The sequence below is a fragment of the Corallococcus sp. AB011P genome (genome assembly GCF_003611605.1).
Lineage (GTDB): Bacteria > Myxococcota > Myxococcia > Myxococcales > Myxococcaceae > Corallococcus > Corallococcus coralloides.
Map to the genome: position 1 here is coordinate 927,692 of NZ_RAVX01000002.1, position 17,869 is coordinate 945,560.

At 69.7% G+C, this 17,869-nt stretch carries 16 protein-coding genes and 1 pseudogene; 12 read left to right on the forward strand and 5 right to left on the reverse strand.

Going from position 1 to position 17,869, the window contains the following annotated elements:
* The first annotated feature begins 31 nt into the window (after nucleotides 1–31).
* The gene (locus tag D7X30_RS09065) at nucleotides 32–1,735 is read left to right on the forward strand and encodes an amidohydrolase (RefSeq protein ID WP_370051375.1); all 1,704 of its coding nucleotides are present in this window, start codon (nucleotides 32–34) and stop codon (nucleotides 1,733–1,735) included.
* On the opposite strand, the gene D7X30_RS09070 is transcribed toward D7X30_RS09065, so the two are convergent.
* Complete coding sequence (locus D7X30_RS09070) at nucleotides 1,736–3,760, reverse strand: hypothetical protein (RefSeq protein ID WP_120562425.1); 2,025 nt, start codon at nucleotides 3,758–3,760, stop codon at nucleotides 1,736–1,738. It abuts the gene before it with no gap.
* A gap of 124 nt (nucleotides 3,761–3,884) precedes the next feature.
* On the opposite strand from D7X30_RS09070, the gene D7X30_RS09075 reads away from it, so the two are divergent.
* The 4 genes from D7X30_RS09075 to D7X30_RS09090 all read left to right on the forward strand — a co-directional run bounded on the left by D7X30_RS09075 (nucleotide 3,885) and on the right by D7X30_RS09090 (nucleotide 7,838).
* A complete protein-coding gene (locus D7X30_RS09075; RefSeq protein ID WP_120562426.1) occupies nucleotides 3,885–4,586 on the forward strand; it encodes a TIGR02269 family lipoprotein in 702 nt (233 codons plus the stop codon).
* 3 nt (nucleotides 4,587–4,589) lie between these two features.
* Nucleotides 4,590–5,306, forward strand: coding sequence for a double-CXXCG motif protein (locus D7X30_RS09080; protein WP_120562427.1), 717 nt, complete (start codon nucleotides 4,590–4,592; stop codon nucleotides 5,304–5,306).
* Nucleotides 5,307–5,355: 49 nt separating this feature from the next.
* Nucleotides 5,356–6,534, forward strand: coding sequence for a DUF6068 family protein (locus tag D7X30_RS09085; RefSeq protein WP_147443144.1), 1,179 nt, complete (start codon nucleotides 5,356–5,358; stop codon nucleotides 6,532–6,534).
* A gap of 62 nt (nucleotides 6,535–6,596) precedes the next feature.
* A complete protein-coding gene (locus D7X30_RS09090) occupies nucleotides 6,597–7,838 on the forward strand; it encodes a DUF6068 family protein (protein ID WP_120562429.1) in 1,242 nt (413 codons plus the stop codon).
* A 6-nt stretch (nucleotides 7,839–7,844) separates the two neighbouring features.
* Here D7X30_RS09090 and D7X30_RS09095 read toward each other — a convergent pair whose 3' ends face one another.
* Nucleotides 7,845–9,677, reverse strand: a complete 1,833-nt coding sequence (locus tag D7X30_RS09095) for a patatin-like phospholipase family protein (protein WP_120562430.1) — start codon at nucleotides 9,675–9,677, stop codon at nucleotides 7,845–7,847.
* A 172-nt stretch (nucleotides 9,678–9,849) separates the two neighbouring features.
* On the opposite strand from D7X30_RS09095, the gene D7X30_RS09100 reads away from it, so the two are divergent.
* Together D7X30_RS09100 and D7X30_RS09105 are read left to right on the forward strand one after the other, a co-directional pair.
* On the forward strand, nucleotides 9,850–10,746 hold the full coding sequence (locus D7X30_RS09100) for a bestrophin family protein (protein ID WP_120562431.1): 897 nt from the start codon (nucleotides 9,850–9,852) through the stop codon (nucleotides 10,744–10,746).
* A complete protein-coding gene (locus D7X30_RS09105; protein WP_120562432.1) occupies nucleotides 10,727–12,124 on the forward strand; it encodes a rhodanese-like domain-containing protein in 1,398 nt (465 codons plus the stop codon). Before D7X30_RS09100 ends, D7X30_RS09105 begins: the two co-directional genes overlap by 20 nt.
* Before the next feature lie 24 nt (nucleotides 12,125–12,148).
* On the opposite strand, the gene D7X30_RS09110 is transcribed toward D7X30_RS09105, so the two are convergent.
* Together D7X30_RS09110 and D7X30_RS09115 are read right to left on the reverse strand one after the other, a co-directional pair.
* The gene (locus D7X30_RS09110; RefSeq protein WP_120562433.1) at nucleotides 12,149–12,592 is read right to left on the reverse strand and encodes an organic hydroperoxide resistance protein; all 444 of its coding nucleotides are present in this window, start codon (nucleotides 12,590–12,592) and stop codon (nucleotides 12,149–12,151) included.
* A 44-nt stretch (nucleotides 12,593–12,636) separates the two neighbouring features.
* Complete coding sequence (locus D7X30_RS09115) at nucleotides 12,637–13,077, reverse strand: MarR family winged helix-turn-helix transcriptional regulator (protein WP_120562434.1); 441 nt, start codon at nucleotides 13,075–13,077, stop codon at nucleotides 12,637–12,639.
* 151 nt (nucleotides 13,078–13,228) lie between these two features.
* Here D7X30_RS09115 and D7X30_RS09120 point away from each other — a divergent pair, with 151 nt between their 5' ends.
* The 5 genes and pseudogenes from D7X30_RS09120 to D7X30_RS42725 all read left to right on the forward strand — a co-directional run.
* Complete coding sequence (locus tag D7X30_RS09120) at nucleotides 13,229–14,011, forward strand: HipA family kinase (protein ID WP_120562435.1); 783 nt, start codon at nucleotides 13,229–13,231, stop codon at nucleotides 14,009–14,011.
* Nucleotides 13,989–14,387: a DUF3037 domain-containing protein gene (locus D7X30_RS09125; RefSeq protein WP_120562436.1), complete on the forward strand. Its 399-nt coding sequence runs from the start codon at nucleotides 13,989–13,991 to the stop codon at nucleotides 14,385–14,387. The genes D7X30_RS09120 and D7X30_RS09125 overlap by 23 nt, the downstream gene beginning before the upstream one ends.
* 149 nt (nucleotides 14,388–14,536) lie before the next feature.
* Nucleotides 14,537–15,508: an endonuclease/exonuclease/phosphatase family protein gene (locus D7X30_RS09130; RefSeq protein ID WP_120562437.1), complete on the forward strand. Its 972-nt coding sequence runs from the start codon at nucleotides 14,537–14,539 to the stop codon at nucleotides 15,506–15,508.
* Nucleotides 15,509–15,589: 81 nt separating this feature from the next.
* Nucleotides 15,590–15,982 (forward strand): DUF488 domain-containing protein, encoded by a 393-nt coding sequence (locus D7X30_RS09135; RefSeq protein WP_120562438.1) that lies wholly within the window; start codon nucleotides 15,590–15,592, stop codon nucleotides 15,980–15,982.
* A 146-nt stretch (nucleotides 15,983–16,128) separates the two neighbouring features.
* Nucleotides 16,129–16,847 (forward strand): annotated as a pseudogene (locus D7X30_RS42725) (IS5 family transposase); the annotation flags it as partial.
* Nucleotides 16,848–16,860: 13 nt separating this feature from the next.
* Here the strand turns inward: D7X30_RS42725 and D7X30_RS09150 are convergent.
* On the reverse strand, nucleotides 16,861–17,769 hold the full coding sequence (locus D7X30_RS09150) for a J domain-containing protein (RefSeq protein WP_120562441.1): 909 nt from the start codon (nucleotides 17,767–17,769) through the stop codon (nucleotides 16,861–16,863).
* Nucleotides 17,770–17,869: the final 100 nt, after the last annotated feature.

Here is a 17,869-nt window from a genome sequence, read left to right on the forward strand (position 1 = left end):
GCCCGGGCGAACGGTCATGGCGGGTGCGCGGATGATGCGAGGACGTCTCGGTTGGATGCTGGGGGCGCTGGTCCTGTGTGCGGGCGCGGGCTGTTCGCGGCGCGTGCCAGAGGGAGCGCCCGCGGAGCAGGCGGTCGCGGACGCGCCCACGGTGTACGTGGCCAGGCGCATCCGCACGCTGAATGCCGCGAAGCCGGACGCCCAGGCGCTCGCCGTGCGGGACGGCAAGGTGCTGGCCGTGGGCACGCGTGAGGAGGTGCTCGCCGCCGCGGGCGCCACCGCGCGCGTGGTGGAGCTGGGTGACGCGACGGTGGTCCCGGGCCTCACGGACTCGCACGGCCACCTGGCGGGGCTGGGCCAGGCGCTCGCGGGTGTGCGGCTGGAGGGCACCGCGTCCCTGGCGGAGGTGCGCCAGCGGCTGGAGAAGGCCCCCGCCACCGCGTACCAGGGCGACTGGCTGGTGGGTCAGGGGTGGGACCAGAACGACTGGGACACGCCGCGCTTCCCCACCGTCGCGGACATGGGCGAGCACCTGAAGGACACGCCCGTGGTGCTGTGGCGCATCGACGGGCACGCGCTGTGGCTCAACGGCGCGGCGCTGAAGCGCGCGAACATCACCCGCGACACGAAGGATCCGCAGGGTGGCAGCATCCTGCGGCTGCCGGAGGGCGACCCCAGCGGCGTGCTCATCGACAACGCCATGGACCTGGCGCTGAAGGCGCTGCCCCTGCCCACGCGGGAGCAGCACGAGGCGCGCATGCGGGCCGCGCTGGAGCACTGCGCGCGCGTGGGCCTCACCGGCGTGCATGACGCGGGCATGGACCTGCGCACGTTCCAGCTGTTCCAGGCCTGGGACAAGGCGGGCACCCTGCCCCTGCGCGTCTACGCCATGGCGGATGGCCAGACGGACGACCGCGTGCAGTACCTGAAGGACGGCCCCTTCCAGGGCAAGCTCCTGACGATGCGCGCGGTGAAGCTCACCCTGGACGGCGCGCTGGGCAGCCGGGGCGCGGCGCTGGGCGCGGCCTACAGCGACGAGCCCGGCCACCGCGGCCTGCTGCTGTTGTCCCCGGAGGAGTACGCCTTGCGCGTGCACGCCTTCGTGGGCCGCGGCTTCCAGGTGGCGACGCATGCGATTGGCGACCGCGCCAACACGCTGCTCCTGGACACGCTGTCGCGCGAGCTGGCTGCCACGGGGACGAAGGCCGCGCGCCCCCGCGTGGAGCACGCGCAGATCATGACGGCCGAGGACATCCAGCGCCTGGGCGCGAACGGCTTCATCGCGAGCGTGCAGCCCACGCACGCCACCAGCGACATGCCCTGGGCGGAGAAGCGCGTGGGCGCGGAGCGCATCCAGAACGCCTACGCGTGGCAGAAGCTGAAGGCCGCGGGCGCCGTGCTGGCGCTGGGCAGCGACTTCCCGGTGGAGCGGCCGGACGTGCTCGCGGGGCTGTACGCGGCGCGCACGCGGCAGGATGCCAGCGGCCAGCCTCCGGGCGGGTGGCACCCGGACCAGCGCCTCAGCGGTGAGGAGGCGCTGGAGGGCTTCACGGTGGGCGCGGCCTACGCGTCCTTCGCGGAAGCCCAGCGCGGCCAGCTGAAGCCGGGCATGGACGCGGACTTCGTGGCGCTGTCGGTGGACCCCGTGGACGCGCCCCCGGCGGACCTGCTCACCGCGCAGGTCCGGCTGACGGTGGTCGCGGGCCGCGAGGTGTTCCGCGCGGACGCGAAGTAGCTACAGGTCCGCCTCGTAGGAGAGCGACTCGATGCGCTGGTTCGTCTCCGCCTGCAGGCGGGTGCGCTCCTGCTCGAGTCGCTCCAGCTCCCGGCCGATGCTCTCCAGCCGGTCCTCCTGCGCGTTGAGCTTGGTGACGAAGCGCTCCACCAGCTCGCGTTGGGACGCACCGCTCTTGAGCGAGTCGATGTTGGAGCGGATCCGCTCCTGGTCCTTGAAGAGCTGGGTGCGCTCGTCGTTGAGGCGCTGGAGGTCGCGGGCGACGTTCGACTGCTTCTCGCGCATGGCCACCACGTCGCGCAGCGCCTGGGCGACGCGCGGGTCGATGAAGCGCGAGTCGAGGAAGAACGTCACCTCCTCCAGCCCCAGGTTGCCGAGGTAGTACTGACGGTGGCCCTTGGTGCGCTCGGTGATGACGAGCGTGTCGGAGGTGCCCGGGGCCAGCTCGCGCTTGAAGCGCCAGAAGCCATCCGTGGTCTCCGCGGGGGTGGCCGTGTCCTTCAGTTCCCAGCCGGTGCGCGGGTGCTCCACGAAGAGCACCTGGGGGCGCTTCGCCTTGTTGCGCGCGAGGACCTTGGTGCGGCGCTGGTGGAAGAACTCCACCACCAGGGTGCCCCGGTTGAGCCGCGCGCGGAACACCGGGCCGTCCTCCTGGTCCTCCTCCACGGACATGGTGCAGGACAGCTCCACGGCGTAGGGGACGAAGCGCACGTCGTCGGGCTTGAGCGTGTCGAGCATCGCCTCGCCCACGTAGGTCTCTTCCTCCGTGATGGTGACGGGACCGCCCTCCAGCGTGAGGCCGGTGGTGTTCTTGAACTCGATGCAGGCCATCGGGTTCTTCTCACGCGTGGCGCGGTTGTAGAGCAGCACGCGGCGGCCCTCGAAGGGGCGGTGCACGATGGGGACGAGCGCGCTCTGGTTGCGGTGCACGGTGACGGGGCGGTCCACGCCGTACTCGAAGAGGTCACCCACCTCCTTGGTCAGCGTCGTCACCGCGGTGCTCTGCTCCAGCGCCTCGCGCATGCCGCCGCGTCCGCTGCCGCCAATCATCGGGCCGCCCTTGCTCCGCATCATGCGGGGGGCGGGAGCGGGGGCCGCGGCCATGGCGGGCATGATGGTGGACGCCATGTCCGCGGAGCCGAAGGAGCCGTCGTCCGCCGACTCCATCAGGGGCTCGGCGGCGCTCTCGTAGGCCTCCTCGGGGATGACGGGCGCGACGCCGGTCTCCGAGCGCACCTCCACGACGGGGCGGCGCAGGTAGCGGGGGTTGTAGAGGTCGTGGACGAAGGACACGGGCAGGCCGGCGATGAGGGACAGCTCCACGTCCACCCAGTCCTCGTCACCGGTGTTGTCCACCATGGCCCAGCCCTGGAGGAGGGGCGGTTGTCCTTCGTCCAGGAGGATGCGGTAGCTGGTCTTCCACACGGGGGACTCCAGCACGTAGCTGACGAACAGCTCGCGCGAGCCCTCTCCGGCGGTGAGGATGGACAGCCGCTTGGAGTCCTTCTTGTACGAGGACATGACGGTGGCCAGGTAGAACTCCAGGTCCTTGCGCACGGCCTCGTCGAGGAACTCCAGCTCGCCCAATTCCAGCACGTCGAAGGTGCGCAGCGACGCGCCGACGAGCAGCGTGAGGAAGGGGCGCACGACGCTGGCTTCCCCCTGGACGACGGGCAGCGATTCCAGACCGACGATGGCGCCCTCCACCTGCGCGCCGCCGACGCGGGCGCGGACGCGGGCGCCCTTCACCTGGCCGAGCAGCGCGGTGAGGCTGCCGTGTTCGGGGATGCGGATGGTGGCTTCGGAGAGGAGCTGCTCCAGGGGCTTGGTGGAGTCGTAGCTCACGGCGGACACGGAGCCGCCGTTCAGGTCCAGCACGGTCATGGACTTGAGCACGTCGTTCATGTCGCGCGCCTTGAAGTCCAGGTGCGCGGTCTCGCTGCCGGTCACCTTCCCCCGGCGCTCGAAGTAGCCGACGCCGTGTTTGTAGAGGACGACACGGCGGATGGACAGAGGCGAAGGCATGCGTGGGGCTCCAGGTGCGGTGGGACTGTGGGCCATGGTCTAGCAGCGCCGGGGGATGGGGTTCCACTCCGGGTGGGGGTGGCGACCCTGGCATGCTCCACGGAGCGTCATTCCCGGGGGATGCATGCGCGAACTGTGCTGGCTGCTGGTAGGGCTGCTCTGGAGCTGTGCGTCGACGTCATCCGCTCCGGCGTTCTCGCCGGAGGCCTTGTGGGCGGAGGCGGAGACTGGAAGTGAATGCGCGGACGGGGACGAGGACCAGTGCCTCGCGCCCTGGTGCGTGGACGGAACCTGCGCGCTGTTCCGGTGCGAGGACCTGGAGCCGGGCCGCGTGGTGCGCGCTCGAACCTCGCTCGCGCCTCCGGTGTTCGTGGCACCGGGGAGCGGGCCCCAGCGGACGTGGGGCAGTGCGCAAGGGCTGCCGGGCGATGCGATGCCCGTCATGGTGTTCCGCTGGTATCCGCGCGAGAAGCTGCCCAGCGAGGTGAAGCGGCAGAAGGCCCTGGAGGAGTGGGCGAAACGGCCCAAGGAGCGGCACCACATCTTCCCGCAGGCGTTCAAAGGGCACTTCGTCAACAAGAACATCGACATCCACCAATACGTCATCGCCATTGATGCGGACCTGCACAAACGCATCCACCGTGGAGCAAATGGCGGACCCTGGAACCAGGACTGGCGAGACTTCATTGAGGACCAGGGACGCACACGGGATCGGGTACAGCACTTCGACCACGCCTCCCTGATGATTCAGAAGTACGGTCTCTTTGGATTGACCATGACCTATTGGCAGCAGGTGGACCTCGCGCCCATATCGGTGGAGGACTGACAGGTGCGCTACTTCGAGGTATCCACACCACGGGATCTGGATAACTTCCACTGGAGTGGGTCGTACCGCGCTGAGCGCCGCTGGGCTCTGCCAAGCATCCTCTGCCCGCGATGTGACGCCTGGGGAGGAATGACGGCGTATCCGTCAGTGGACCTGTCCGCCCTGCCCGAGAAGGATGAACTGAAGAGCGGCTGGCCGCAGACTCGCGAGGAGTATCAACGGCGCGCAGCTCTTGTGCGCCCCTTTGTTCCTCCAGAACTCCAGCTTGAGCCGGGATGCATGTTCGGCCCACTGGTGGGCACGGCAATAGGCCGGTTCGGACCCGTCACCGCCCTGCCTTCGTGGCAGGTCCTCGTGCGTGAGGACACGCTCGCCGCGATTCAAGAGGCCAGGCTGAAAGGCATCATCCCGGTCCGGGCGGAGCTGCGGAACCGCCGCACGAAGGAGCTGCCGCAATACGAGCTGGAAGCGCGCCCCCTGGTGAAGCTGCATCCCGCGTGCATCCAGGACCGGGACCGGGTGCCCACCTGCGATTACTGCGGGCGCCATGGATTCTCGCTTCCACCGGAGCGCTGGCTGCTCAGTGCATCCATCCCCACGGACCTCGACCTCTTCGGAGTGGAAGAGACCACCCGCATCGTCGTCTCCGAGCGCTTCGTCGACACCGTGAACCAGCTGGGCCCCAGTGACGTGGTCTACCGGGAGATCTCAGTGGAGTAGCGCCGGAAGCCGATCCGTGCGCCAATGGCAGACAGGGGGCATCCACCAGATGCAACGACAGTCTTTCCACCAGGGATTCATCGCGTGGGCCATGGGGACCCTGGCCTTGCTCATGGGCTGCGGGACGGCCAGGCGTCATGTGACGGAGGACACCTCGGTCCAGGTTCCCACCACCTGGCAGGACGCACGCGTGGGTGACCGCGTGGAGTACGCCTTCTACGCCCAGGGGGGGTCCAGCCGGGGGTCCAGCGCTTCAGCGGGCCAGCTCTTCGTGGAGGTCATTTCCGTCCAGTCGCCCTGGGTCTGGCTCTCCATCCGGGTCACGCGCAATGACGGACAGCCCCATCCGCATCCGTTCCTGAGCCACGACTACGTATTGCCCGTGCGGATGGGACAAGCCCCGGCGCATCCGCCCCCAGGCATCGAGGGAAGCGTTCCCGTTCGCATCCGGGCCTTCGCCGCCGGTCATCGTTGGCTGGCACAGCGCACCTCCCGTGACGAATCCATGGGGGACGGTCCTACACAACATCGAATCTACGCGGAGCCTCCAGGCCCGCTCTATCTCACGCGAGGGCTCCTCGAAGTCTCCTTCTCCGGTGGCTTCTTCACGATGAGCCACCACCGCCTCGCGCTCGTGTCATTCCAGCGGGGCTCAGGCACCTCCGGAGGGCGCCCTCCAGGCATGGACCAGCCCTGGGGACCGGGCACCTGGTACGAGACACAGGAGCGCGCCAGTTGGGGTGACGTCAGGAAGCGTGTCTGTCTTGGCGCGGAACAGGGCTATTTGCTGCGCAAGGTTTTGGAAAAACCGCGGGACGAAGTCCGGTGCGAAGACTTCCAGGGCGCGGAGGTCGTTGCGTTGGAGGATGCGTTGATCCACCTCGTCAACGACTCCGTCTACATTCCCACCTGGCCGCCTCGTGACTACGGAGCCCCGCTCCCCAGGAAGGTGCGGGTCCAACTGGGACAAGCGTCCGTGGTGGCGTACCTCGAAGAAGCCCCTGCTCCTCAAAACGGTGGCGCCTCCTGGATGCGGTCCAGGAGCTATCCCACGGACCTGTGGAGCCCCGTTCTCCAGGGGCTACCCATGGAGGTGCGCTTCGACCGGCTCTCGGAAGGGGTGTACCGACAGTCTGATGGAGGAGCGCGTGAATACCGCTCCGACAGCCGGCTCATCCGTTGGGGCACGTGGCTGGAGTCCCCCGAGCTGTCGACCAGCGCACGTTGACGCCGCGCATGCGGACACCGTCCACGCGGATCCGCGCGGGGCTCCGTGTATCTAACGACCGCATGCGACGCCCCCTCTTCCGCGCCCCCTTCCTGCTGTGCTCCGCGCTCCTGCTGACCACGGGCTGCGAGAGCATGAAGCCCCGTGCCGTCTCCCCCTCCGACGGCACCACCGCCACCGCCACCGAGCAGCCCGACGCCTCCGCTCCGACCGAGGCCTCCGTGCTGGACGCAGGCGCCCCCGACACCACCGCCACGCCCTCACCGTGGCAGCGCGCCCGCGTGGGCGACCGCGTGGAGTACGCCTTCTCCGCCCACCGGGGCCGCCCCGGCGCGGACACCGGCGTGGGCGTGGCCGGCCATGTCACGCTGGAGGTCATCGCCGTCCAGGCACCGTGGGCGTGGCTCACCGTCACCTTCACGGATGATCAGGGCAGGCCCCTGGCCCACCCTCGCCTCTCCCAGCCCCGCGTGCTGCCCATGCGCATGGAGGAGACGCAGCCCTGGAAGGAAGAACACCGCGGCCAGCGCTCCGCCGAACAGACCACCGCCGCCGGGCGCACCTGGGATGCCCGCCGCTTCCTGGACGACCGCCGCCCCAGCGACGGCCCCCTCCAGAACCGCCTCTACGCCAATGAGCCCGGCCCGCTGTACCTCACCCATGGGCTGCTCGACGCCAGCACCACGCTCTCCGGCTTCGGCGCCAGCGGCAGCCAGCAGCTCACGCTCGTGTCCTTCCGCCAGGGCTCCGATGCCGCGAGCACCGTGCCCGTGCTCGAGCGGCCCTGGGGCCCGGGCACCTGGTACGACGTGCGCCAGGACCTCTCCGGCACGTCCTCCGTGCGCCGCGTCTGCCTGGGCGCCGAGCGCGGCTTCGTCCTTCGCAAGGAATGGACCGGCCCCACCGGCGACGCCCCCTGCGCCGACTTCCGCGACGCGGAAGCCCAGCCCCTGGAAGAGGCCCTCCTCCACGCCGTCAGCGAAGCCGTCAGCCAGCCGCAGCAGTGGCCCCCCGTCGCCGCCGGCACCGCGCCGCCGCGCCGGGAGACGTTCACCGTCGCCCAGCACCCCATCCCCGCCTTCGTCCTCGAAGCGCCCGCGGGCGAGGGCGCCGAGCGCCGCGTGCAGGTCACCACCTACGCCGCCGACCCCTGGGGCGCCGCGCTGAACGGGCTCGCGGACGAGGCCCGCTTCATCCCGCTCGCGGACGCCGTCTACCGCGCCCCGCCGAAGGGCAAGCGCGTGCCCGAGGACGGGACCGCGCTCGGCGGCTGGGGCAAGTGGGTCATCGACGGCGGCAGGTAGCGCGCGTCAGTCACACGTGCGGCGCTCCGGCTTGTCCGCGCGGCACTGCGCCACGGACGGGAGCGCCTCGCGCGCCTCGTCCGCCACCTCCACCAGTTGGCGCGCGCACTCCTGCGCCGCCAGCGTGCCCTGGATGTCGAAGAGGGACAGCACTTCCTTGCAGCGCTTCTGCATGGACTCCACGCCCGCTACGAAGAGCGGCTGCATCACCTCCGGCGTGAACGAGTAGCCGCTCGCCGTCGCCAGCCCCGTCTCCGGCTTGAACATCCACGTGCTGCGCCAGCTGCTCGCCACCTGGTCGAAGCGCGCCGAGCCCATCCACACCGCCTGCCCCGCCCCCGGCCCCACCATCCGCGGATGGAAGCCCGTGCCCTTGCGGCGGCAGAAGTCCTCCGTCGCGCCGCGCAGCGTGCAGACGTTGTACTCGCCCAGCCGGCGCGTCACCGCGAGCAGCTCCGCCTGCTGCACCTCCGCCACGCGCGGCTGCGCCACGAACAAATCGATGGTGCGCATCAGCACGCTCATCGCGTTCTTCGGATCCATCGACGGTGACGGGTTCATCCCTCCCGTCGAAATCACCAGCACGCGCTCCGCTCCACGCTGCACCGCCTGGAGCAGCGGGAGCCCGGAGCGCACGCCGCCGTCGTAGTACGTCCCCGTGCGGTCACCGGTCGCCGACGGCAGCCTGACCGCCGGGTTCGACAGCACCGGCTCCGCGATGGACGCCACGATGGCGTGCACCATCCCGCCCTTGCGCTGCTTGTCCGACGCGCCCGGCTTGAAGTCCGCCGGATCCTGGTCGCTCACGCCGAACACGTCGCCTGTCTGGAAGTCCACCGACACCGACACCAGCTCCGTGCCGTTGTGCAGCATCTCCGGATGGATGAACTGATCCAGCTTCGCGTAGACGCCGTCGAACTTCACCAGGCCCCGCGTGTCATCCGCCAGGTTCCACAGCCACGTGGAGTTCACGCAGTACAGGTCCGACTCCACCGTGCACGTGTAGTTGCCCAGCAGGAGCCGCCGCGCGTTCGCCTCCTGTCCCGGCGTGTGGAACAGGTCCACCAGCGTGCTGATGAGCGCGCCCGTGCTCGTCCCCGCCGCCAGGTCGATTCGCGCGTCGCCGCACCCCTCCGGCTCGGGCTTGCCCCGGCACTGCTCCAGGATGCCCAACAGCCGCCACATGGCCCCCGCGCTGAACGCTCCGTTCGCCCCACCGCCGCTCAGCACCACCGCGTTGCTGGGCCGTTGCAGGTCGCGGCGCCACGAACGCGCCCGCACGTACGCCGCCGCGGATGCCGCGCCCCGCTGGATGCCCTGCGCGAGCACCTCGCGCGTCAGCGGTACCTCCAGCGACTGCTGCAACGCCGCGAGCGACGGGCCAATGCCCATCGCGTTCGAGAGGAAGCGCTGCGCGTCCACCTCCTCCTCGGCCGCCGCCGCCGCGGAGAAGGACTGCACCGGCAGCGGCACGCCCCACGCCGCCGCCCTCACCGTCCGGTCGACGTAGCCCGCGCGCTCGGCGTTCTCATAGCAGGACGCCGTGTCGTTGCCCGCGTGCTGGACCAGGCACGCCGACATGTCCAGCACGGCCTCCGGAGACGCGCCCAGCGCCTCCATCCACGCGCCCGCGCGCGCCGGGTCCACATAGGAGTCCGTCAGCTGCGCGCGCGTCAGCCCCGCCACGCGCTCCACCGCCGCCACCCGGAGCGGCTGGTCCTTCGGCTCCGGCGAGTCCGGGGCATTGAGCGTGTCCAGGAGGACGTCCGTGCGCAGGAAGCTGCAACCGCTCGCCGTGGCGGCGAGGAACACCAGCAGGGGCGTGAGATGACGGCGCATGGAAGACGCCTCCTTGACGAGGGAGTGGACAGACCGTCTTCCTCCTTAGCTGAAGCCCCCGACACCCGGCCATCACCCGAAACGTCCGGCATCCGCAATCTCGCAAAGCACTGCTCGCGACGCGTCGCGGTGTGGTTAGCATGCGCCCCCCGTCCCGGAGGGTATCCCCTACATGGTTGAGTATGACCCGCATCGCTGGTGGAGCTACTTCCACTACCTGCGCGGTTCGATGGTGAAGGAGATCGTCGGCCGAGTGTTGATGTGCGTTGTCTGGGCCGCGGCCGTGGTGGTCTTCCACCAGCAGGTGCACAACGTGGGCGTGCCCCCGACGGTGCACACGCTGGCGGGCATGTCGCTGAGCCTCCTGCTCGTGTTCCGCACCAACGCCTCCTATGACCGCTTCTGGGAAGGCCGGAAGCTGTGGGGCGGCATCGTCAACGAGACGCGCAACCTGGTCCGCGCGTCGGAGCCCTTCCTGGGCCGCACGGAGCTGTACGCCACGCTGGTGCGCTGGACGGCCGCGTTCCCCTTCGCCACCGCCGGGTGGCTGCGCGGCCAGCAGCGGCACCTGGGCCCCCACACGGACGCCCTGCCCTCCGGAGAGGTGGCGGACGTTCTCAAGGCCCAGCACGTGCCCCTCAACGTGGCCCGCCGGATGACCGCCGTGCTGGACGAGGGCCGCCGCCAGGGCCTCTATCCCGAGTACGTCCAGATGCAGCTGGACCAGAACGTCCACCAGCTCATCGACTACCTGGGAGGTTGTGAGCGCATCCACCGCACGCCCATGCCCTTCGCGTACATGGTGCACCTGCGCCGCGCGCTCATCCTCTACTGCTTCACCCTGCCCTTCGCGCTGGTGGACACTTTTGGCTGGGTGACAGTCGTGGCCACGTTCGTCGTCGCGTATGTCTTCTTTGGTATCGAGGAGATTGGCGTCGAGATTGAAGACCCCTTCGGCACGGACGACAACGACCTGCCGCTCGACACCATCTGCCAGAACATCCAGAACAACCTGCTGGCGCTCCTGCCAGCCTCCACCGCGAGCACGCATGGCGACTCCGCCACCTGAGCCCTCGGCTCCTGCGAATTCCGTCATCTTCCAGCGCAAGTGGAAGGCGGAGCTGCGCGCCAGCGGCGCGATGACGCCCCGGGTGCCGGTGCAGTTCGTCGCCGAGCAGGGCCGGGCCATCCGCGTCATCGACATCCGTGAGAAGGAGGACCTCACGGGGATGATGGGTCACATCCCGGGCTCGCTCTGGGTGCCGCTGGAGCGCATCGCGGAGGTGTACCAGCAGCTGGGTCCGGACGTGCCCGTGGTGCTCGTGTCCCACAGCGGCCGGCGGGCAGGGCTGGGCGCGCAGTACCTGCACGCGCTGGGCATGCAGTACGTGGCCGCGCTGGCCGGCGGCATGATTGGGTGGCGCACGGCGGGCTACTCCACCAGCCGTCGCACGACCATCCTCGAGCGCGGCCTCACCACGCCCAGCTTCGCGACGGAGGAAGGGCCCACCACGGGGCCGCTGCGGAAAGAGCACATCGAGCGGCACGTGGGCGACCCCAGCCAGGTGCGCTGGGCGCGGCTGTCCGCGCTGCTGATGATGGGACGCCGCTCGTGCGTGGACGGCCGTGACGAGCAGGGTGTCATCGGCACGCCCGGCGGCGACGCGGGCGAGTTCCTCGTGGCGCTGGCCGCCGTGGAGAACATCACCGGCGCCCGGTTCGATGACACGACGGTGGAGGAGCTCCTCTTCCAGGAGCTGGAGGTGTTCGGCCGCTTCTACATGCACACGGACACGCTCGCGTGGGGGAAGCTGGTCGACGCGCTCGCGGCGGATCCGCGCCTGTCCGGCCACCGCCAGCCGGGCCAGGACGACGAAGCGGGCTGGCACGCGTTCGTGGACCACCCGCCCGTGGACGCGCGGCCCGTGGTGATGGAGCAGCTGCTGGAGCCCGCGCACCTGGGCTGCGGCCACCTGAAGCTGATGCTCACGCGGCCCCAGGACTACGGCGTGCGGCCGGACCTGGTGCGCGCGTTCCTGCGCGCGTTCCACGACCTGCGCTGGCAGGGCGTGCCGGAGCTGGAGTTCGTCGTGCTCTCCGGAGAGCACGACGAAGCGGCGGTGTTGCAGGTGTTCGTGGAGGAGGAGTTCTGGGACATGACGTCCATCCCGCTGGTGTCTCCGTCCGTGGGGCCCAAGCAGGTGTTCGTCGCGCACCCGCAGGTGGCGGCGAAGCACCGCGACCACTACGTGGAGTTCTTCCGGCGCCTTCCCAGATGGGTGAAGGTGGAGCCGCACCAGGTGGAGCCGCTGCGCACGGAGATGAACGCGCTCGCCGCCGCGCAGCTGGGCCACACGCTCAAGAGCCTGGCCAACGGACTGCCCATCTTCGAGGCGCGCTTCGACGGCGCGGAGACGGTGCGCGTGGTGGAGGCAGGCAAGGTCTAGCCCTGCCTCCGGGTGCGTGAAGGACTACTCCGCGACGGAGACCTTCACCTCGATGTTGCCGCGCGTGGCGTTGGAGTACGGGCACACCTGGTGGGCCGCCTCCATCAGCTGCTGCGCCTCCTCGCGGGGGATGCCCGGGAGGATGCCCGTGAGCTCCACCGCCAGGCCGAAGCCGCCCTCGGGCGTCTTGCCGATGGTGACGGTGGCCTTCACGCCGGCCTTCTCATCCAGCTTCTTGCCGGCCTTGCCCGCGACCAGGCGCAGCGCGCTCTCGAAGCAGGAGGAGAAGCCCGCGGCGAAGAGCTGCTCGGGGTTGGTGGCCGTCTCCTTGCCGGAGCCGCCCAGCTGCTTCGGCATGGCCAGCTCCAGGCCGTTCAGCGGGCTGTTCTCCAGGAGCAGCTTGCCGTTGCGGCCGCCGTGCGTGATGGCGGTGGTGGAGTAGAGCGGCGAGATCTGGACCGGGGCCATGGTGTTGCTCCTTCGTGACGTCGTGAGTGGAAACCGCGTGTGTCTCAAGCGCTGCGTGAAACCTTCTCGAACAACCGCTGGATGTCCCGGCGCAGCCGCGCCAGTTCCTCCAGTGAAAGGCCTGTGCGACAGACGATGGCCTCCGGGATGGACGCGGCCTTGCGGCGCAGGGCCTTTCCCGGCGCGGTGAGCGACACCGTCACCGACCGCGCGTCTTCCTTGGAGCGCTCGCGGCGTACGAAGCCCAGCGTCTCCAGCCGCTTGAGCAGCGGCGTGAGCGTCCCCGAGTCCAGGTACAGCTTCTCCCCCAGCTCCTTCACCGACACCCCATCCGTCTCCCAGAGCACCAGCATCACCAGGTACTGCGGATAGGTGAGCCCCAGCTTCGCCAGCAGCGGCGTGTAGGCCTGCACCATCGCGCGCGACGCCGCGTAGAGCGGGAAGCACAACTGCAGGTCCAGCCGGAGGAAGTCATCCGTCGACATGGGGAATATGTAGTGCGCAATTAAATTGCGCGCAACTGAATTGGCGGCGCGCGAGGGGAAGCGCCGTCAGGTGTAGGGTGTTTCCCCCGTCGGGCAGGGCCGTGGTACAGCCGCCACCCCCGGAGTGCCCGGGAACTGTCGAGGACGAGTGATGCTCAGGACGGTCACCGCCACGCGCTACGTGACGCCCTTGCGCGAAGGGGGCTCCTTGCCCGCCATCGTGGAGGCGAACGACGCGGGGCTCTATGTCGTGAAGTTCCGTGGGGCGGGCCAGGGGGCCAAGGCGCTCATCGCGGAGCTGTTGGCGGGGGAGATTGCTCGCGTGCTGGGCCTGCGGGTGCCGGAGCTGGTGTTCGTGGAGCTGGACGTGTCACTGGGGCGCAATGAGCCGGACAGTGAAATCCGCGAGCTGCTCAAGTCGAGCGCGGGGTTGAACCTGGCGCTGGACTACCTGCCGCGCTCGGTGACGTTCGATCCGCTGGCGGTGCCGGTGCCGGAGGCGCAGGTGGCGTCCGCCATCGTGGCGTTCGACGCGTTCGTGACGAACGTGGACCGCACGCCGAAGAACCCGAACCTCCTGGTGTGGCACCGCAACCTCTGGCTCATCGACCACGGGGCGGCGATGTACTTCCACCACTCGTGGGACGGGTGGGAGGAGCGCAGCCAGACGCGGTTCGCGCCCATCAAGGACCACGTGCTGCTGCCGTGGGCGCACGGGCTGGCGGAGGCCGGGGACCTGCTGCGCGAGCGCGTGACGCGGGAGGTGGTGGAGCGCATCGTGGGTTCGATTCCGGAGGCGTGGCTGGGCCAGGAGCCCGCGTTCGCGTCCACGGCGGAGCACCGCGCGGCGTACGTGACGTGGCTGATGCGCAGGCTGGACGCGGCGCCGGCGTTCATCGAGGAGGCGACGCGTGCCCACGCCCAGCTCGTTTGATTACGCCATCATCCGGCTGGTGCCTCGCGTGGAGCGCGAGGAGTTCATCAACGTGGGTGTCGTCCTCTTCTGTGTGCAGCACCGCTTCCTGGGGGCGCGCGTGGAGCTGGACGTGGCGCGGCTGAAGGCGCTGTCGCCGGACGCGGACGTGGAGCTGCTCGGCGGCCACCTGGAGAGCTTCCGCCGCGTGTGCGTGGGCGGGAAGGACGCGGGGCCCATTGGACGGCTGCCGCAGAAGGAGCGCTGGCACTGGCTGGTGGCGCCGCGGAGCACGATGCTCCAGACGGGCCCCGTGCACGCAGGCCTGTGTGACGACCCCGACCGCGCGCTGGAGCACCTGCTGGACACGATGGTGCGGGTGAAGCCCGCTCCGTGAGCAGGCAGGCGGACGAGCCCTGCGTCCGCTTGTTGGCACATCGCGGATGGCGCCGACGCATCCCATGGTGAAGAGAGTGGGGAGCCCTGGACGTTTGTCGCGGGGCTTCCCATTTTTCGCCGCGAGGCATGGGGAGGTGGCGTCCGGACATGGAGCCGTCAGCGCTGCGCATCGTCACATACAACGTCCGCTACTTCGGCCACATGCTGAGGGGGCTCGCGAGCACCCTGGGCCCCAAGCGCCGGGTGGCAGCCGCCCTGGCCACCCTGGACCCGCTGCCGGACGTCGTCTGCCTCCAGGAGGTGGAGACCTCCTCGCTGCGCAGCAACATCGTCCACCGGCCCACACGCCCGGGTGAGACGCAGCTGGAAGCCTTCATGGAGCGTGTGGAGGAGACGTTCGCCCTCCAGGGGAGGGTGATGCCCTACGAGGCGTTCTACTTCCGCGCGCACCACTACAAGGTGGGGGAGCTGTCGCTGTACACGACGGGGCTGGCGATGCTCGTCAACACGCGCACGCTCCAGGTGGACCGCCACAACGTGGAGGCGCCGGAGCACATCACGCACCACCACGTGCAGGGCCTCAAGGAGCGCAAGCAGAGCCGCATCTGCGCGCACATGCGCGTCATCCGCCGCGCGGACCAGCGCGCGTTCCACGTCTTCAACACGCACCTGAGCCTGCCCACGCCGTTCGCCCGCGAGTTCTGGGCCACGCGCGACAAGATGGGCGGCGGCGTCAACCAACTCCACGAGGCGAAGAAGCTCACGGGCTTCATCGGGTTGCACGCGAAGGAGGAGCCGTTCGTGGTGTGCGGGGACTTCAACTCGCCGCCGTCGTCGCCGGTGTTCCGCTATCTCACGGGGGATGCGCACCTGACGTGCGCGCAGGCGTCGGTGGGGCAGATCAACCCGACCCTGTCCCGAGCCTTCCCCACCGCGGGCTTCATGCACATGCGCATGCACCTGGACCACCTGTTCTCCGGTGGCGGCGTGAGCTGGCTGGACACGGCGGAGACGCGGCCCTTCGGAGACCTGACCAGCCGCTTCCACGGCCTGTCCGACCACGTGCCGCTCATCGCGCGCTTCCGGCTGGACGCACCGACTCCCGCGCTGGTGACCTGAGAAGCGGGCCGCCGCGTCCCCGCCGGGTGCTTCCCGCGAGCGCCTCGCGTGGGCAGCGTGTCCTTTCGGAGGCTCGCGACGATGATTCGACTCCAGCGCGTTTATGACGAGCACGGCTCGGACCCTCGGGCGGGGACCCGCTTCCTGGTGGACCGGCTGTGGCCACGGGGGCGCAAGAAGGTGGACCTCCACCTGGACGGCTGGCCCCGTGACGTGGGGCCCAGCACGGAGCTGCGGCGGTGGTTCGCCCACGACGTGGCGCGCTGGGACGAGTTCCGGCGCCGGTACACCCGCGAGTTGGACGCGCACCACGACGCGTGGGAGCCGTTGCTCGAGGCCGCGCGCCAGGGCCGCGTCACCCTGCTCTACGGAGCCCGCGACACCGAGCACAACAACGCCGTGGTGTTGAAGGACTACCTGGAAGCCCGGCTGAAGCGCTCCGCGCGAACGAAGCCGCGCCGCACGGTGCACTAGGGGCTGTCCCTGATCTCCGGTCCGAAAATCAACCTGGTGGATCAAACACCGGCGTTGGACCCGGCCTTGAGGGGCACCAGGAGGTTGCCAGCCAGCGTCAGGCATGATCAACGCTGGCTGTGCGCCGACATGAACTGAGCGATGCCGAGTGGAGCCGCATCAAGCCCTTGCTGGGCTCGCGGAGCGGCCCACCCTCGAAGCGAGGAGACCGCGACTTCATCAACGCCGTTATCTGGCGCGTGAAGACTGGGGTGCAATGGCGGGACCTTCCGGAGCGATTCGGCCACTGGAAGACCGTCTACAACCGCTTCCACCGCTGGGCGCAAGCCGGGCGCTGGGAAGCCATCTTCAAGGCCCTGCGACTTCCGGTGGATGAGCTCGGCTCGCTGGCAGACGCTTCCGTCGTCCGGGCGCATCAGGACGCCTCGGGCGGAAAAGGGGGGTCCGAAGAAATGCTCTGGGGCGTTCTCGAGGAGGTTTTTCAACGAAAGTTCACGCCGTCACAACGGCGGGCGGTAAGCCGCTCCACCTCGAAATAACGCCCGGCCAGCAACATGAGTCCACGATGGCCGAGGAGTTGTTGGTGCACGCCGAGGGCAAGGCCTTCATCGCGGACACCGGTTACGACGCAGAGCGCATTCGCGCCAACGCTCTGAAGGTGGGAATGACGCCTGTCATTCATCCCCATCCCAGCAGGAAGCAACCGCCTGCGCTGGACCGCACCCTCTATCGGTTGCGCTACCGGGTGGAGTGCTTCTTCCACGACCTCAAGCGCTTTCGGGCTGCGGCCACCCGCTACGACAAGACGGCGAAGAGCTACCTCGCCGTCCTGCACGTTGCTTCCATGCTTCTTTGGCTGCGGTAATCAGGGACAGCCCCTAGCCCGCGTCGCGCTCCAGCGCCTCCCACGCGTCCAGGATTTCGCGCGTGCGGCGTTCCGCGAGCGCGTGGAACTCCGGCGCCAGGTGGGCCACCTTGTCCGGGTGGTATTGCGCGATGAGCGTGCGGAACGCCTTGCGCGCCTCGTCCTTGGGGGTGCCCCGCTCGATGCCCAGCACCGTCCAGGGGTCCTTCGTCTCGGGCTCGGCCGCGACGGCACGGCTGCCGCGCGGAGGCGTGGCTTCGTCCGCCTGCCACGCGCGGGCCCTCGACGCGCCTTGGCGGCCTCCGCTGCCCGAGGCTCCGTCGTCACGGGCCCTGGCGGAGCCGGAGCGGGCGCCGTCACGTGCGGACGCATTTTCGCGGGCGCTGGAGCGGCGCCAGGGGTCGGCGGGTTCTTCCGGTGCTCCGCTGTCGCTCGCGGGCCCGTATCGGGGCGGGGCCCTGGGCGCGGGCTCGGGGCGGCGGTGGCCGGGGCGCTTCTCCGGGTCGGGCGCGGGGATGCTCTGAGACAGGCGGCTCAGGGCCTCCTGGAGGAACCACAGGTCTTCAGCGGGACTGGCGTGCTTGCGCACCACCGCGCGCGGCTTGCCGCCCTCCAGCAGCACGTAGCCCGTGGCCGCCGCGTACGCGCGCTTCTTGTCGTCCGGGTAGAGCCGGTCGCCCAGGTCCCCCAGCGGATCCCGCCACATGCCTTCCGTGGTGCCTTCATCCGCCACGATGACCTGCGCCAGCACGTGCCCGAACAGGTCCTCCAGCGCCGCGAAGGGCTCGCGCGCCTGCGGTGGACGCGTCATCGCCGCGCCGTGGCGCACTCCCGCCACCAGCAGCAGCCCCTGCGCCGCGTCCACGAACGAGAAGAGCTTCTCGCGGACCTGCTTGTCGGAGAAGTAGAGAACGGCCTGCACGGTCTTCCCATCTTAGGGCCTTCACGCCCCCGGCCCCATCCGTTCCCCTCCCAACCTGCCGGGTCCGTCTCCAGGAATTCAGACAAGACCCGGTTCAAAG

Coding starts and splice junctions, on each gene's coding strand:
- D7X30_RS09135 (WP_120562438.1), top strand. CDS start 15,590: ATGATTCGACTCCAGCGCGTTTATGACGAGCACGGCTCGGACCCTCGG.
- D7X30_RS09070 (WP_120562425.1), bottom strand. CDS start 3,760: ATGCCTTCGCCTCTGTCCATCCGCCGTGTCGTCCTCTACAAACACGGC.
- D7X30_RS09110 (WP_120562433.1), bottom strand. CDS start 12,592: ATGGCCCCGGTCCAGATCTCGCCGCTCTACTCCACCACCGCCATCACG.
- D7X30_RS09075 (WP_120562426.1), top strand. CDS start 3,885: ATGCGCGAACTGTGCTGGCTGCTGGTAGGGCTGCTCTGGAGCTGTGCG.
- D7X30_RS09120 (WP_120562435.1), top strand. CDS start 13,229: ATGCTCAGGACGGTCACCGCCACGCGCTACGTGACGCCCTTGCGCGAA.
- D7X30_RS09065 (WP_370051375.1), top strand. CDS start 32: ATGATGCGAGGACGTCTCGGTTGGATGCTGGGGGCGCTGGTCCTGTGT.
- D7X30_RS09095 (WP_120562430.1), bottom strand. CDS start 9,677: ATGCGCCGTCATCTCACGCCCCTGCTGGTGTTCCTCGCCGCCACGGCG.
- D7X30_RS09090 (WP_120562429.1), top strand. CDS start 6,597: ATGCGACGCCCCCTCTTCCGCGCCCCCTTCCTGCTGTGCTCCGCGCTC.
- D7X30_RS09115 (WP_120562434.1), bottom strand. CDS start 13,077: ATGTCGACGGATGACTTCCTCCGGCTGGACCTGCAGTTGTGCTTCCCG.
- D7X30_RS09085 (WP_147443144.1), top strand. CDS start 5,356: ATGCAACGACAGTCTTTCCACCAGGGATTCATCGCGTGGGCCATGGGG.
- D7X30_RS09130 (WP_120562437.1), top strand. CDS start 14,537: ATGGAGCCGTCAGCGCTGCGCATCGTCACATACAACGTCCGCTACTTC.
- D7X30_RS09100 (WP_120562431.1), top strand. CDS start 9,850: ATGGTTGAGTATGACCCGCATCGCTGGTGGAGCTACTTCCACTACCTG.
- D7X30_RS09105 (WP_120562432.1), top strand. CDS start 10,727: ATGGCGACTCCGCCACCTGAGCCCTCGGCTCCTGCGAATTCCGTCATC.